Source organism: Cellulosimicrobium cellulans (assembly GCF_042723955.1).
GTDB classification, from domain to species: domain Bacteria; phylum Actinomycetota; class Actinomycetes; order Actinomycetales; family Cellulomonadaceae; genus Cellulosimicrobium; species Cellulosimicrobium cellulans_H.
In genome coordinates this window covers 52,725-67,258 of the sequence record NZ_JBHXIC010000017.1, presented here as the reverse complement: position 1 = coordinate 67,258, position 14,534 = coordinate 52,725, and the positions used below count along the sequence as shown (strand labels likewise).

Here is a 14,534-nt window from a genome sequence, read left to right as displayed (position 1 = left end):
GTGGCGGGCCTGGCGGGAGCCGCGAGGAACGAGCGGCGGATGGTAGACGCGGCACCACCACCCACCCCGACCACCCAGGGCGACCAGACCGCCGTCGGGCAGGAAACGACCACGGTTCTACTTCGGCCGACAGAGTTCTACCTCGAGGACTGCGGTTCTACCTCGCCGGGGCGCGGGCGGGTTCCTAGAGTGGGGGCATGACTGGGCAGACCCCGCGCACCGACGCCGGACCCGACCTCAAGCCTCGTTCCCGCCAGGTCACGGACGGCCTGGAGGCGACGGCCTCGCGCGGGATGCTGCGCGCCGTCGGCATGGGAGACGAGGACTTCGCCAAGCCGCAGATCGGCATCGCGAGCTCGTGGAACGAGATCACGCCGTGCAACCTGTCGCTCGACCGGCTCGCGCAGGGCGCCAAGGAGGGCGTGCACGCGGGCGGCGGGTACCCGCTCCAGTTCGGGACGATCTCGGTGTCCGACGGAATCTCCATGGGGCACGAGGGGATGCACTTCTCGCTCGTGAGCCGCGACATCATCGCGGACTCGGTCGAGACGGTCGTCCAGGCGGAGCGCCTCGACGGGACGGTCCTGCTCGCCGGGTGCGACAAGTCGCTCCCCGGGATGCTCATGGCGGCCGCGCGGCTGGACCTCGCGAGCGTGTTCCTCTACGCGGGCTCGATCATGCCGGGCTGGGTCAAGCTCTCCGACGGCACGGAGAAGGACGTCACGCTCATCGACGCGTTCGAGGCCGTCGGCGCGTGCGCGCGCGGGCTCATGAGCCGCGAGGACGTGGACCGCATCGAGCGCGCCATCTGCCCCGGCGAGGGCGCGTGCGGCGGCATGTACACGGCGAACACGATGGCGTCGGTCGCCGAGGCGATGGGCATGTCGCTGCCGGGATCGGCGGCGCCGCCGTCGGCGGACCGGCGCCGCGACGCGTTCGCGCACCGCTCGGGCGAGGCCGTCGTCAACCTGCTGCGGCTCGGGATCACCGCGCGCGACATCATGACCAAGGAGGCGTTCGAGAACGCGATCGCCGTCGTCATGGCGTTCGGCGGCTCGACCAACGCGGTGCTGCACCTGCTCGCCATCGCGCACGAGGCCGAGGTCGACCTCACGCTCGCCGACTTCGACCGGGTCGCGAGCCGCGTGCCGCACCTGGGCGACCTCAAGCCGTTCGGCCGGTACGTGATGAACGACGTCGACCGCATCGGCGGCGTGCCCGTCGTCATGAAGGCTCTGCTCGACGCCGGGCTGCTGCACGGCGACGCGCTCACCGTCACGGGCCGCACGGTTGCCGAGAACCTCGCCGACATCGACCCGCCCGACCCGGACGGCAAGATCCTGCGGGCCCTCGACAACCCGATCCACCACACGGGCGGCATCACGATCCTGCACGGGTCGCTCGCGCCGGAGGGAGCCGTCGTGAAGTCCGCCGGGTTCGACGAGGACGTGTTCGAGGGAACCGCGCGCGTCTTCGAGCGCGAGCGCGCGGCGCTCGACGCCCTGGAGGACGGCACGATCACGGACGGCGACGTCGTCGTCATCCGCTACGAGGGCCCCAAGGGCGGGCCGGGGATGCGCGAGATGCTCGCGATCACGGGCGCGATCAAGGGCGCGGGGCTCGGCAAGACCGTCCTGCTGCTCACCGACGGCCGCTTCTCCGGCGGGACGACCGGGCTGTGCGTGGGGCACGTCGCGCCCGAGGCGGTCGACGGCGGCCCCATCGCGTTCGTGCGCGACGGCGACCCGATCCGGCTCGACGTGGCGAACAAGACGCTCGACCTGCTCGTCGACGCCGACACACTCGCCGCACGCCGCGACGGCTGGGCGCCGCTGCCACCGACGTTCACGCGCGGCGTGCTCGCCAAGTACGCCAAGCTCGTCCAGTCCGCGTCGCGTGGCGCCATCCTGGAGTGACCCCGGGGCGCGCGGGCGGGGGAGGCGCGCACTAGCGTGGTGTCGCACCTCGCCGCAGCGACGCCGACCCGGAGGACCGCCATGACCGAGACCGCCGACGACCGCATCACCGCGCGGCAGTTCCACGACAGCGACGGCGTCGAGGACTGGCGGGTCATCCTGAGGACGGTGCAGACGCTGTTCCGCACTGGCTCGTTCACCGCGGGGGTCGAGCTGGTCGACGCGATCGGCGAGCTCGCCGAGGCGGCGAACCACCACCCGGACGTCGACCTGCGCTACGGGACCGTGACGGTCCGGCTGACCTCGCACGACGTCGGTGGCGTCAGCGCGCGCGACGTCGCGCTCGCGCGGCAGATCTCCGCCGCCGCGCGCGAGCTCGACCTCGTCGCCGACCCGACGGCGGTGCAGGACCTCGAGATCGCGATCGACACGCTCGTCGGCTCGGCGGTCCAGCCGTTCTGGCGTGCGGTCCTCGGGTTCGACGAGGGTGCCCCGGAGCTGCCCGCGCCCGACCTCCACGACCCGACGACCCATGCCCCCGCGTTCTGGTTCCAGCAGATGGACGCGCCGCGCGAGCAGCGCAACCGCATCCACGTGGACGTGACCGTGCCGCACGACGTCGCCGAGTCGCGCGTCACCGCGGCCATCGCCGCGGGCGGGCACCTCGTGTCCGACCGCCGCGCGCCCGCCTTCTGGGTCCTCGCCGACGCCGAGGGCAACGAGGCGTGCGTGTGCACGTGGCAGTCGCGCGACTGACCTTCTCCTGAGGCGCGAGGGTGGTGAGACGGGAGCGGGCGGTGCGCTCGTGGCCTGAGACGCTGGTCCCATGACAGCCCGCACCGCGAGGACCCCGCGTCGTCGTCGCCCGATCGTGCCGTCGGTCGTGCCCGTGCTCGTCGCCGCTGCCTGCGTCGTCGCGCTCGGAGCGTGCTCGACCGCCACGGAGCCGGGGCCCGGGTCGACGACGTCGGCCGACGCGCCGGGCCCGTCGGTCACCGACGACGCGACGGACGTGACCGACGAGCCGTCGGAGGACCCGACCGACGAGGCCGCCGACCCGCTCGCCGACCGACCGACCGAGCCGCCGGCGCAGTCGGTCGACGCGGGCGCGGTCGCGGCCGGCGCGCCCGCTGCCGCGAGCGGCACGGGGAGCGCGACGGTGTCGTTCGTGCGTGACGGGGACTTCGCCGTCGTCGTGCACCTCGACTGCGGCGAGTGCGCCGACACACGGGCGTTCATGGCGCCCACGGGCGTCACCCCGTACCCCGGCACCCTCGGCGAGGCGACCGGCTCGTATCTCATGGACGTGTTCGAGGACTCCGCGCCGCAGCAGTCGATCTGGCTCGAGACGCCCGGGGAGTGGTCGGTGCGGTTCGAGAGCTGGAACGACCTCCCGCCCGTCACGGGAGCGCAGTCGGGCACCGGGTCGACCGTCCTGCGGCTGGACGGCACGGCGTCGAGCGCGGAGGTGTCGTGGACCCCCGGCGGCCCTGAGGACTCGTTCCAGGGCCGGTACTTCGGCGTCACGCGCGAGGCGTCGCGCATGTTCGGCGACACCGAGGCGTTCACCGAGACGTTCGACCTCGTGCTGCCCGGCGTCCTGGCTGTGAAGACCGCGGGCACGTGGAGCGTGACCCCGCAGGGCTGACGCCGGCGTCGCGGCTCCGGCCTCGCCGCGTCAGGCGCGCGCGACGACGAGCTCGTCGTATCCCGGCACGAGCACGCGGCGCTTGGCCCGGCGGGACACGATCCGCAGGGGCAGGCCGTCGTCCCACAGCGCGTGCAGCAGCGCGGCGATCTCGGCGCGCGCGAGCGCCGCCCCGAGGCACAGGTGGCGTCCCGCGCCGAACCAGAGCTGCCGGGTCTCGCGCACGTAGGGGCGGTCCGCGCGGAACGGCCCGGCGGCGACGTTCGCGGCCCACGTGAGGATCATGACGCGCTCCCCGGCGCGCAGCGTGCGGCCCGCGACCTCGACGTCGGCGGACACGCCGCGCCCGATGACCGACGCCGGGCTGGTCACGCGCAGCCCCTCGCGTACGGCGTTCTCCACCACGTCGGGCTCGCCCGCGGCGCGCTCGACGGGGTGCGCGCGCTCGTCGGCCATGAGCCGCAGCAGGCGGTGCTGCTCGCCCGTGTCGATGAGGAGCGCCGTGGTGCGGGCCATCGCGGACGCCGACGTCTCGGTGCCCGCCACCATGAGCAGGCTCGCGAGCCCCGTGGTCTCCTCCAGCCCGAGGCCGAGCTCGCGGCACCGGCCGAGCAGGCGGTCGGCGGGGGCGTGCCGCCACCCGTCGGGCACGCCTCGGGTCAGCCCGGTGACGATCTCTTGCGCCGCCGCGACCTGCTCCGGCGAGAGGTACGTCGAGCCCGCGGTGCCGAGCGCGATCGACGCGAGGCGCTCTCCCGTCGCGAAGGCCGTGAGCGCGTCGTCGTCGCCCGGGACGGCGGCGGTCGTGCCGTCGGGGGTGGCCGCGCCGCCGAGCGTCGGGATGCCGAGCAGGGAGATCATCATCCGGCCCACCAGACCGGGGGCCACCGGCCGCCCGTCGCCCGCGCCCCCGGCGGCGCGGGTGCGGCGCGCGTCGTGGAGGGCGACCGACCACGCGCCGTCGACGAGCGCCGCCGCGCTCGCCTCCGTGAAGAGCTCGCGCGAGCGCGTGCGCAGGTCGTGGTGGCCCGGGCCGTCGAACAGGTCGAGCACCCAGTCGCCGAGGATCTGCGCCCACAGGTGCCCGACCCCGCCCTCGCCGACGATCGTGAAGTGCCGGTGGTCGGTGAGGATGCGACGACCGACCGTCGGGTCGGCGGTGACCCAGCCGAGCCCCGGGACCTTGCGCAGACCGCCACCCTCGCGCGTTCCGGCGAGCGCCCCGCCCACCAGCAGGACGCCGGCCATCGCGGGCCGCGCGGCGGCGAGCACCTGGAGCTCGCGCCGGGTCGTGGGCAGGGCGCGGCGACGGTGCTCGGTCTCCGTCGGCGAGGTCGTGGTCGCGGTCACCGGGTCAGTGTGGCGCACGCGGAGCCCGCCCGGCGGCGTGCGCCGCGATCTGGTGATGGGCAGTTCACCCCATCGGATCCTGTGGACGACCGCCGTCGGAGGGGGTCTGCTTGGCTACTGTGTCGCGCGTGCCAGTCAACCCCGCCGGGACTCCGTCCCGTCCGTCCCTCGCGCCCCCGACGGCGGTGCTCGCCGCGGTCGGGGTGCACCTGCCCGAGCGCACGGTCGACGTGCGCGAGGCGGAGCGCGCCCTCGCGGCGCGCAACCCGGGCGCGGCGCCGCGCGTGCCGATGGTCTCCCGCCTCACGGGCGTGCGGCAGGTCCACGTGCTCCCGGACGACTGGGACGCGTCCGACCTCGCGGTCGCGGCCGCGGAGAAGCTGCTCGCGACCGAGGGGCTGGCGACCGACGATGTCGACCTGCTGCTCTTCGCGTCGGCGAGCCAGGACATGGTCGAGCCGGCGACGAGCCACATCGTCGCGGCGAAGCTCGGCGTCCGGGCACCCGTCATGGACGTCAAGAACGCGTGCAACTCGGTGCTCAACGCGATCGAGGTCGCGGAGGCGCTCATCGGGACGGGCCGCTACGCGACCGTGCTCGTCGCGTGCGGCGAGGCGCCGTCGCGCGCGGTGCGGTGGGACGTCCCGGACCGCGCGACGTACCTGCTCTCCGCACCGGGCTACACGATGTCCGACGCCGGCGCGGCCGTCCTCGTGCGCCGTGCCACCCCGGCGGAGGCCGACGCGCGCGACGCGTCCGGGGCGCCCGCGCCGCGCGGAATCCTCGCGAGCGCGTTCGGCGCGGAGTCGACGCACTGGGACGTGGGCATGCTCCCCGGCGGTGGCACCGCGCACCCGCGCGACCTCGAGCGCACCTACTTCGAGATCGACGGGTCGCGCCTGCGCGACGCGTTCCTCGCCCTGGGTCCGGGCGTCGTCCTCGACGCGCTGGGCCGCGCGGGCCTCGCGTGGGACGACGTCGCGCTCGTCGCGGTCCACCAGGTCGCGGTCGCGTACCTCGACGACGTGCACGCCGCGCTCGGCCTCCCGACGGGCCGCACGCTCGTCACGGTCGCCGACCACGGCAACGTCGCGTCCGCGACGCTCCCGCTGCAGCTCGCCACCGCGCTCGAGACAGGGCGGGTCGGCCCGGGCGACGTCGTGGTGCTCGTCGGGCTCGCCGGCGGCATCAGCATCGGCGCCACGGTGGTGCGGCTGTGACGGCGCCGTCACCCTCGACCGCTGCGGACTGGCGTGCGGACCGGGTGCGGAGCGCGCTCGTGGGCACCAACCCGACCGTCCTGGCGCGACTCGATGCAGCGTTCGCCGTGATCGGGGACGTCCAGTTCCTCCCCGGGTACTGCGTCGCGATCACCGACACACCTGGTGTCGACCGGTTGACCGACCTGCCGCGGTCCCGGCGTCTGCAGTTCCTCGCCGACGCCGAGCTGCTCGCCGAGGCCGTCGAACGCGTGTGCTCCGCGCGCGACGACGGCTTCCGGCGCGTCAACCTCGAGATCCTCGGCAACAAGGACGCGTTTCTCCATGCGCACGTGTGGCCGCGGTACTCCTGGGAGCCGCCTGACCTGGTCGCGCGGCCCGTGTGGGCCTACTCGCCGACTCGGTGGCACGACCCCGAGACCATGCTCTCCCCGCTCCACGACGAGCTGCGGCGTCTGCTGACGTCCGAGGTGCACCGCCTGCGCGAGCTCGATGACGAGCCGACCGGAGGGGCCTCGTGAGCGCGCCGCGCCGGTTCACGCGGCACGTCGCGAGCCCGCAGCGGCTCGCGGTCGTCGTGCCCGCGCGCGACGAGGCGCACGGGATCGTCGCGACGCTGGAGGCGCTGCGCGACCAGCAGGACACCGACTTCGACCTCGTCGTCGTCGACAACGGGTCGTCGGACGGCACGGGGGACCTCGTCCGGGAGACCGCGGCGGCGTGGGGCATGACGCGGTGGCGCGTCGTCGACGAGCCGCAGAAGGGCACGGGCGCCGCGGCCGACACGGGGATGCGGGCGGCGATCGAGCAGGGGGCGACGCACCTCGCGCGCACCGACGCCGACTGCCTCCCGCTGCCGGACTGGACCCGGCGCGTGCGGGCGGCGTTCGCGAGCGGGCACGACCTCGTCGCCGGCAGGCTCGTGGCGCGGACGGACGACCGTCCGGTCTCGCGCGTCCAGCAGGGCGTGCTGTCGGCGGCGGTGAGCGTGGCGAGCACGTTCGGGCGCTTCCGGCCCGGCAACCAGGACCCGTCCTACCTCGGCCCGTACGTCATGGCGCCGGGCTGCAACATGGCGATCACGGCCGAGCTCTACGAGGCCGCGGGCGGGTTCCCCCGCACGGCGATCGAGGACGTCCACGAGGACCGCGCGCTCGTCAACGCGGTGCGCCGCCTCACGCGGCGCTACGGCGCGCACCGCGAGGTCGTCGTGCTCGCGTCGGCACGCCGGGCGCACGCATGGGGCCTCGTGCGCACGCTCGGCTGGTACGCCGACCACCGCTACCGGCCCGACGTCGTGGACATCCGGTGACCGGGACGACCCTCGCCCCCGCGCCCGCCGGGCTCGCCGCGGCGATGCGCTGGGAGGAGCGCGTCCAGCGCGGGGCGCACCCGCTCGTTTACCCGGCGATCCGGGCGCTGCGCCACCGCGGCCCGGTCGTGCGCGTCCCCGGCATCGGGGTGGTCGTGTCCGACGCCGCGACCGCGCGAGCCGTGCTGCTCGACACCGAGCGCTTCACCAAGGTGGGCCCGGGGTCGCCGTCGGACCTCTGGACGCCCGTGCTCGGCCCGTCCGTGCTGCTCAACATGGAGGGCGCGGACCACGCGCGCCTGCGCCGGGCCCTGTCCGGGCTGTTCACGCCGCGCGCGGTGCGCGAGCTCGTCGCGGTGAGCGTCCCCGACGTCCTCGCGGGCCTCGCCCCGCGCCTCCTCGCGGGCGCTCGCGTCGACCTCGTCGCGGAGACCGCGACCATGGCGGGCACCGTCATCTGCGCCATGACCGGGCTGCCGCCCACCGACGCCGCCGTGCGCGAGGCGATGACGGCCGCGCAGTCCGTGGTCGGGCTCGTGCGGCTGCACCGGCGCAGCCTCACGGCCGCGCAGGTGCGGCACGCGCGTGCTGTCCTCGCCCGGCTCTCGGCCCCGGCCCGCGACGCCTACCGCGCGGGCGATCCCGCGACCGTGCCCGGTCGCATGCGCGAGCTCGGGCTCTCGGAGGACGAGGCGATGGGCGCGGTCGGCGCGTTCGTCCTCACGGGGACCGAGACCATCCAGTCCTTCGTGCCACGCCTCGTCGCGCTCACCGCGGACACCGGCTGGCTCGACCGGCTCCTCGCGGCCGACCCCGGCGCCGGACCGGAGGCCGCGGCGCTGCGCGGCCGCGTCGTCGAGGAGGCGCTGCGCGTCACGGCGCCGACCCCCGCGATGCTGCGCTCGGTGCGCACCGACGCGACCGTGGGCGACGTCCGCGTCCGCCCGGGGGACCGGGTCGTGATCGCGACGATCTCCTGCTGCAAGGACGCGGGCCCCTTCGACCCGGACGCCCCCGTCGACCCGGCCGTGCGACACCTGTGGTTCGGTGCCGGCCCGCACTTCTGCCTCGGCATGCCGCTCGCCATGGCCCAGGTCGACGCGGTGCTGGACGCGCTGCGCCCCGTCGCGGCCGCGGGGCGGAGCGTCGAGGTCACCGGCCGTGCCGTCGCGCGTGGGGTGCTCATCCCCGCGTACCGCTCGCTCGTCGTGCGGGCGGCCGGCGGCGGGCTGCGCTCGTCGGGTGCGGCCGCGCGCCCGGTCGCGGGATCGGCCGCGCCGCCGGCAGGGGAGGCGGCGTGACCGCGCCCGACGACGTGGCCCGTCACCTGCTGGACCCGATCCTCGAGCGGGGCGCCCCCGGGCACACGTCCGAAGGGGCCGTCGCGCTCCGACGCTGGACGCGGCCGGGCCGTCGGGGCGCGCGCGTGCGCGAGGAGGTCACGTACGCCGACCTCGCGCGCCGCGTCGAGGCGACCGCGACGGCGCTCGCGGCCGACGGTCTCGCACCCGGCGACCGGGCGCTGTTCTCGGTGCGCCCCCGGCCGGCGGGCGTCGTGCTCGCGTTCGGCGTCGTCCGTGCGGGCGGCACGATCGTGTTCGTCGACCCCGGCTCGACCCCCGAGCTGTTCACGGCGCGCGTGGGCGCGGCCGGGCCGTCGTTCGCGACCACCGAGTCGCTGCTGTACGCGGTGTCGCGGGGGCCGCTGCGCCGTCTGGCCCGCTCGCGAGGCCTGCTGCTGCCGGACTACGCGAGCCTGCCGCTGCGGCACGTCCACGCGGGGCCGTGGCTCCCGGGGGTGCCGCGCGGCTCGCGTGCGGCGCGACGCCTCGCCGCGGGGCCGGTCGACCGCGCCGTCCTTCCGGAGCTCGACCCGGACCGCGAGGCGCTGACCGTCTTCACGTCCGGCACGACGGCGCAGCCCAAGGCCGTCGTGCACACTGCGGGGTCGCTGCTCGCCGGGTGCGACCTGCTGCGCGACGTGTTCGAGCTCGCGCCGGGCGACGTCGTGCACACCGACCAGATGCTGCTCGGCGTCCCGGCGCTGCTCGCGGGCGCCACGTGGTCCGTGCCGGCCGACCCGCCGGGCCGCGACATCGTGACGTTCGCGCGCCAGCTCGACGGCGCCGCGGGCACCTACCTCGTGCCGGCGGACGTCACGGCGCTGCTCGACGCGGTCGAGGCCGGGACGGTGCCCGCGCGTGGCCCGCGCGTCGCGCTCGTGGGCGGGGCCCCCGTGACCCGGGCGTTGCTGGAACGCGCGACGCGCGTGCTGCCCGGGACGCGCTGGGTCGCGGTGTACGGGATGACGGAGATCCTGCCGGTAGCGGTGGTCGAGGCGCGCGAGAAGCTCGCGTACGCAGGCGACGGCGACCTCGTCGGCGTGGCGCTGCCCGGTACGGTCGCGCGACTCGACCCGGTCGAGGGCGAGGAGCCCGAGGACGGCCAGGACGCCCCCGGCGAGCCGGGGCGCGACGCCGTCGGGGAGCTCGTGCTGTCCGGGCCGTCGCTCATGGCGGGCTACCTGCACGACCTCGACGCGCCCGCGCGTGGCCTGGGCGCACGGGCCGCGGAGCACCGTACCGGCGATCTCGCGCGCGTCGACGACGCCGGGCGGCTCGTGCTCGTCGGCCGCACGCGAGACATGATCATCCGCGGTACGACGAACATCTATCCCGGCCTGTTCGAGCCCCGCGTCACGGCGCTCGACGGAGTCGGCGAGGCGCTGCTCGTGGGCGTGCCCCAGGTGGACGGCGACGAGCGGGTCGCGCTGGTCGTCACCTCGGCGGAACCGGCGTCGGAGGATGCTGGGACCGTGCCCGCGCCGACGCGGAACGACCGCGCGTTGGCGCGCCTCGACGCGGACCATCCGCTGATCGCACGCGTGCGCGCCGCGCTGCCGCAGGTGCTCGACCACGACGCGCTGCCCGACGTCGTGCTGCACGCCGACCGCGTGCCGCTCGCCGGTCGCTCGCGCAAGCCCGACCGTGCCGCGCTCGCGCGCGCCGCCGCGCCGTTCGTGCCCCCCACACCGCTCGCGAGCGCTGAGCCGACCGTGCCTGCCGGGCCGAACGCCGTTGGCCGAGGCGTTCGCGGCGCCCGCCCGTGAGGGTCGTCGTCACCGGGGCGTCGGGCTTCGTCGGGGGAGTCGTGGCCCGTGGCCTCCTCGCCGACGGTCACGAGGTCTGGACGTCCTCCCGCCGCGACCCGGGCGTCCCGGGCGCCCGGCACCTCGCGTGGGACCTCACCGTGGGTCCGCTCGCGGACCCGCCCGCGGTGGACGCCGTCGTGCACGCGGGCGCTGCCGTGTCCGACTGGTGCGCGCTCGACGTCGCGCGCGCGACCAACGTCGGCGGGACGCTCGCGGTGCGCGACACGTTCCCCAGTGCGCGGTTCGTGCACGTGTCGTCCGGCAGCGTGTACGACCCGTTCCGCCCGAGCGTGCGCGCCCGCGAGCACGAGGCTCCGGTCGACCGGTACCTCGACGCCTACGGGACGACCAAGGCGGAGGCCGAGCGCGCGCTGGCCCGCGACGCGGCGGACCACCCCGACCGGGGCACCGTCGTCGTGCTGCGCCCGCACGCCGTCTACGGCCCGGGGGACACGACGCTCCTCCCGCGGGTCGAGGCCGCCGTGCGCCGCGGGCGCCTCGTCCTGCCGGGTGGCGGGCGCGTGCTCCAGTCGCTCACGCACGTGGAGACGCTCCTCTCCGCGGTGCGCGCCGCCGTCGCGCTGCCCGACGACGCGGCCCGCGCGCCCGGACGCGGGGAAGGGTCGACCCGGGGACTGCTCGTCGCGAACGTCGCCGACGCCGAGCCGGTGGTCCTGCGCGACGCTCTCACCGACGCGCTGCGCCGCCGCGGCACCGATGTCCGGGTCGTGGCCGTCCCGGTCCGCCCCGCGTGGGCGCTGGCGGGCGCGGTGGAGACGGTCGCACGCCGGCTGCGACGCCCTGAGCCGCCGCGCCTCACGCGGTACGCGCTGAGCCACCTCGCGATGGAGCGCACCTACGACCTCACGGTCCTGCGCGACGTGCTCGGGGTCGAGCCCGCTCCCACGAGCTTCGTCGGGGCCGAGCGGTGGTAGCGGCGAAAGCCCTGGGCGTGGTGACGACGACCGGCTAGGTTGCCCGGGTGGAGACCGGGACCGACCTCGCGCGGCGCTACTACGACGAGGTCGTCGGGCCGATCGTGCTCGGCCGCTGGCCCGGGCTACCGCACGCGGCGGGACGTCTCGGGAGCGGGTCCGACGTCCTCGGGCTCGACGACGCGACGTCGCGCGACCACGACTGGGGCCTGCGTCTCACGTTGCTGGTCGACGTGCCGATGGTCGATCAGGTCGACGCGCTGCTCGACGCCGAGCTGCCGGACACGTTCCACGGGCGCCCGACCCGCTTCCCGACCACCTGGAACCCGCACGGTCCGCACCAGGTCGAGGTCGCGTCGCCGTCGGGCTTCGTCACGTCCCGCCTCGGCGTCGACGCGACGCGCCCGCTCGCCGTGGACGACTGGCTCGCGCTCACCGGTCAGGCGGTGCTCGAGATGACGGCGGGTCCCGTCTTCGTGGACACCGAGGGGACGCTGACCGCGGCGCGCGACCGCCTCGCCTGGTACCCGGACGACCTGTGGCGCTACGCGGTCGCCGTCGACTGGGCGCGGATCGGCCAGGAGCTGCCGTTCGTCGGCCGGACGGCGGACCGCGGCGACGACCTCGGGTCACGCGTCGTCGTTGCCCGGCTCGTGCGCGTCGCGATGCACCTCGGGTTCCTGCTCGAGCGGCGCTGGCCTCCGTACGCGAAGTGGTTCGGGACGGCGTTCGCCGCGCTCGCGCGCGCCGCCGTCGCCGGCCCCGACCTCGCGGCGGCGCTGGCCGCCGCCGACTGGCGGGCGCGCGAGGAAGCGCTCTGCCGGGCGCTGGAGACCCTGCACGACCTCCAGGGCGAGGTGCGGCTCCCGACCGTGACCGACGTCGTCGTCCCGTTCTTCGACCGGCCCTTCCGGGGGCTCGGGCCGGTGGCCGACGCGGTGACGGCCGCGATCCAGGACCCGGTGGTGCGGGCGCTGCCACCGGGCGTCGGGACGGTCGAGCAGTGGGTCGACGACGTCGACGTCCTCACCGACCCCGGCCGTCGCGTCGCCGCGGCGCGCGGCGTCGGGCAGGCTGGGACGACGACCCCGTGACCGAGAGGAAGCCGTGCGATGACCTCGTCCGCACCCACCCCGGACGCCCTGCCCCGCGGCGGGTGGCCCGACGTCGAGACGCCCGGTGACGCGCCCTGGTGGACGCGCTCGGTCGTGTACCAGGTGTACCCGCGCTCGTTCCAGGACACCGACGGCGACGGGATAGGGGACCTCCCCGGGATCACCCGGCGCCTCGACCACCTGGAGCGGCTGGGCGTGGACGTCGTGTGGCTGTCCCCGGTGTACCGGTCGCCGCAGGCGGACAACGGGTACGACATCAGCGACTACGAGGACGTCGACCCGCTGTTCGGGTCGCTCGCGGACCTCGACGCCCTGATCGAGGGTCTGCACGCGCGCGGGATGAAGCTCGTCATGGACCTCGTCGTCAACCACACGAGCGACGAGCACCCGTGGTTCGTCCAGTCGCGGTCGTCGGCCGAGAGCCCGCGGCGCGACTGGTACTGGTGGCGCCCCGCGCGCGCCGGCATGGAGCCCGGGGCGCCGGGCGCCGAGCCGACCAACTGGCGCTCGTTCTTCGGCGGGAGCGCGTGGCGGTTCGACGAGGCGTCGGGGGAGTACTACCTGCACCTGTTCGACACCAAGCAGCCGGACCTCAACTGGGAGAACCCGGAGGTGCGCCGGGCGGTCTACGCCATGATGCGCCGGTGGCTCGACCGCGGCGTCGACGGGTTCCGCATGGACGTCATCAACCTCATCTCCAAGGACGTCGCGCCCGACGGCTCGTTGCCCGACGGCGAGGTGCACTGGGGCACGTACGGCGACGGGAGCCCGCACTACACCGACGGGCCGCGCGTGCACGAGTTCCTCGCCGAGATGCACCGCGACGTGTTCGCGCCGTACCTCGCGCAGGGCCGCGAGATCCTCACCGTGGGGGAGACGCCGGGCGTGACCGTCGAGCACGGCGTCCGGTACACCGACCCCGACCGGCGCGAGGTCGACATGGTCTTCCAGTTCGAGCACATGGGCATCGACCACGGGGCGACGCGCTACGACCCGGTCCGGTGGGACCTCGCCGACCTCAAGGCGACGCTCGGCCGGTGGCAGGCAGGACTCGCCGACCGGGGCTGGAACGCCCTGTACTGGGACAACCACGACCAGCCGCGCGTCGTCTCGCGCTTCGGGGACGACTCTCCCGAGCACCGCGTCGCGTCGGCCAAGGCGCTCGCGCTCCTGCTGCACCTGCACCGCGGCACGCCGTACGTCTACCAGGGCGAGGAGCTCGGCATGACGAACGCGCCGTTCACGCGCGTCGAGCAGTACCAGGACGTCGAGTCGCTCGGGTACTTCCGCGAGCTCACCGGCCGTACGGGCGGCCCGCGCCTGCGCACCGACGGCGAGATGCTCGCCGTGCTCGCGCACGCGAGCCGCGACCACGCCCGCACGCCCGTGCAGTGGGACGCGAGCGCGAACGCCGGGTTCACGACGGGGACGCCGTGGCTCGAGGTCAACCCGAACCACACCACGATCAACGTGGAGGCGGCGTGGGCCGACGAGGACTCCGTGCTGCACTTCTACCGGCGGCTCGTCGCCCTGCGCCGCGAGGAGCCGGTCGTCGCGCTCGGCGACTTCCACATGCTCCTCCCGGACCACGGGGCGCTCTACGCGTTCACGCGCGCCCTCGACACCCCGCTCCCCGCCGGCGGGACCAGGAGGGACGAGCTCCTCGTCCTCGTGAACGTCGGCGGACAGCCGCAGGACGTCCCGGCCGGGTTCCTCGCCGGCTGGGAGGACGCCTCGACCCTGGTGGCCACCCACCCGGCCCGGCCCGCCACCGGGGAAACGGATGACGACCGTCTGAGGCCCTGGGAGGCCGTCGTGCGCCGCCGCTCGACGGAGCTCCGCTCGAGGTAGGCGTCAGGTCATACGACGGTAGGAGACGGGTTCCGT

At 75.5% G+C, this 14,534-nt stretch carries 12 protein-coding genes; 11 read left to right on the top strand and 1 reads right to left on the bottom strand.

Annotated elements, in window-relative coordinates; genetic code table 11:
- The first annotated feature begins 197 nt into the window (after window positions 1-197).
- The 3 genes from ilvD to ACFWH7_RS07155 all read left to right on the top strand — a co-directional run bounded on the left by ilvD (window position 198) and on the right by ACFWH7_RS07155 (window position 3,564).
- Window positions 198-1,916, top strand: coding sequence for a dihydroxy-acid dehydratase (ilvD, locus tag ACFWH7_RS07165; protein ID WP_047232520.1), 1,719 nt, complete (start codon window positions 198-200; stop codon window positions 1,914-1,916).
- An 81-nt stretch (window positions 1,917-1,997) separates the two neighbouring features.
- A complete protein-coding gene (locus ACFWH7_RS07160; protein WP_277513285.1) occupies window positions 1,998-2,672 on the top strand; it encodes a 4a-hydroxytetrahydrobiopterin dehydratase in 675 nt (224 codons plus the stop codon).
- 70 nt (window positions 2,673-2,742) lie between these two features.
- Window positions 2,743-3,564: a hypothetical protein gene (locus tag ACFWH7_RS07155; protein ID WP_378215785.1), complete on the top strand. Its 822-nt coding sequence runs from the start codon at window positions 2,743-2,745 to the stop codon at window positions 3,562-3,564.
- A 30-nt stretch (window positions 3,565-3,594) separates the two neighbouring features.
- Here ACFWH7_RS07155 and ACFWH7_RS07150 read toward each other — a convergent pair whose 3' ends face one another.
- Window positions 3,595-4,914, bottom strand: a complete 1,320-nt coding sequence (locus tag ACFWH7_RS07150) for a cytochrome P450 (RefSeq protein WP_378215784.1) — start codon at window positions 4,912-4,914, stop codon at window positions 3,595-3,597.
- A 128-nt stretch (window positions 4,915-5,042) separates the two neighbouring features.
- Between ACFWH7_RS07150 and ACFWH7_RS07145 the strand changes: the two genes are divergently transcribed.
- Genes ACFWH7_RS07145 through ACFWH7_RS07110 form a run of 8 tightly spaced genes read left to right on the top strand, consistent with a single transcriptional unit; the run spans window position 5,043 to window position 14,498 of the window.
- A complete protein-coding gene (locus ACFWH7_RS07145) occupies window positions 5,043-6,134 on the top strand; it encodes a 3-oxoacyl-ACP synthase III family protein (protein ID WP_378215783.1) in 1,092 nt (363 codons plus the stop codon).
- A complete protein-coding gene (locus ACFWH7_RS07140; protein WP_378215782.1) occupies window positions 6,131-6,655 on the top strand; it encodes an HIT family protein in 525 nt (174 codons plus the stop codon). The genes ACFWH7_RS07145 and ACFWH7_RS07140 overlap by 4 nt, the downstream gene beginning before the upstream one ends.
- A complete protein-coding gene (locus ACFWH7_RS07135; protein ID WP_237843287.1) occupies window positions 6,652-7,446 on the top strand; it encodes a glycosyltransferase family 2 protein in 795 nt (264 codons plus the stop codon). Before ACFWH7_RS07140 ends, ACFWH7_RS07135 begins: the two co-directional genes overlap by 4 nt.
- Window positions 7,443-8,747: a cytochrome P450 gene (locus tag ACFWH7_RS07130; protein ID WP_378215781.1), complete on the top strand. Its 1,305-nt coding sequence runs from the start codon at window positions 7,443-7,445 to the stop codon at window positions 8,745-8,747. Before ACFWH7_RS07135 ends, ACFWH7_RS07130 begins: the two co-directional genes overlap by 4 nt.
- Entirely contained in the window at window positions 8,744-10,555 is a 1,812-nt protein-coding gene (locus ACFWH7_RS07125) for a class I adenylate-forming enzyme family protein (RefSeq protein ID WP_378215780.1), read from the top strand. The genes ACFWH7_RS07130 and ACFWH7_RS07125 overlap by 4 nt, the downstream gene beginning before the upstream one ends.
- Window positions 10,552-11,532 (top strand): NAD-dependent epimerase/dehydratase family protein, encoded by a 981-nt coding sequence (locus tag ACFWH7_RS07120; protein ID WP_378215779.1) that lies wholly within the window; start codon window positions 10,552-10,554, stop codon window positions 11,530-11,532. The genes ACFWH7_RS07125 and ACFWH7_RS07120 overlap by 4 nt, the downstream gene beginning before the upstream one ends.
- Before the next feature lie 47 nt (window positions 11,533-11,579).
- The gene (locus tag ACFWH7_RS07115) at window positions 11,580-12,626 is read left to right on the top strand and encodes a DUF4037 domain-containing protein (protein ID WP_378215778.1); all 1,047 of its coding nucleotides are present in this window, start codon (window positions 11,580-11,582) and stop codon (window positions 12,624-12,626) included.
- Window positions 12,627-12,644: 18 nt separating this feature from the next.
- Window positions 12,645-14,498 (top strand): alpha-glucosidase, encoded by a 1,854-nt coding sequence (locus ACFWH7_RS07110; RefSeq protein ID WP_378215777.1) that lies wholly within the window; start codon window positions 12,645-12,647, stop codon window positions 14,496-14,498.
- Window positions 14,499-14,534: the final 36 nt, after the last annotated feature.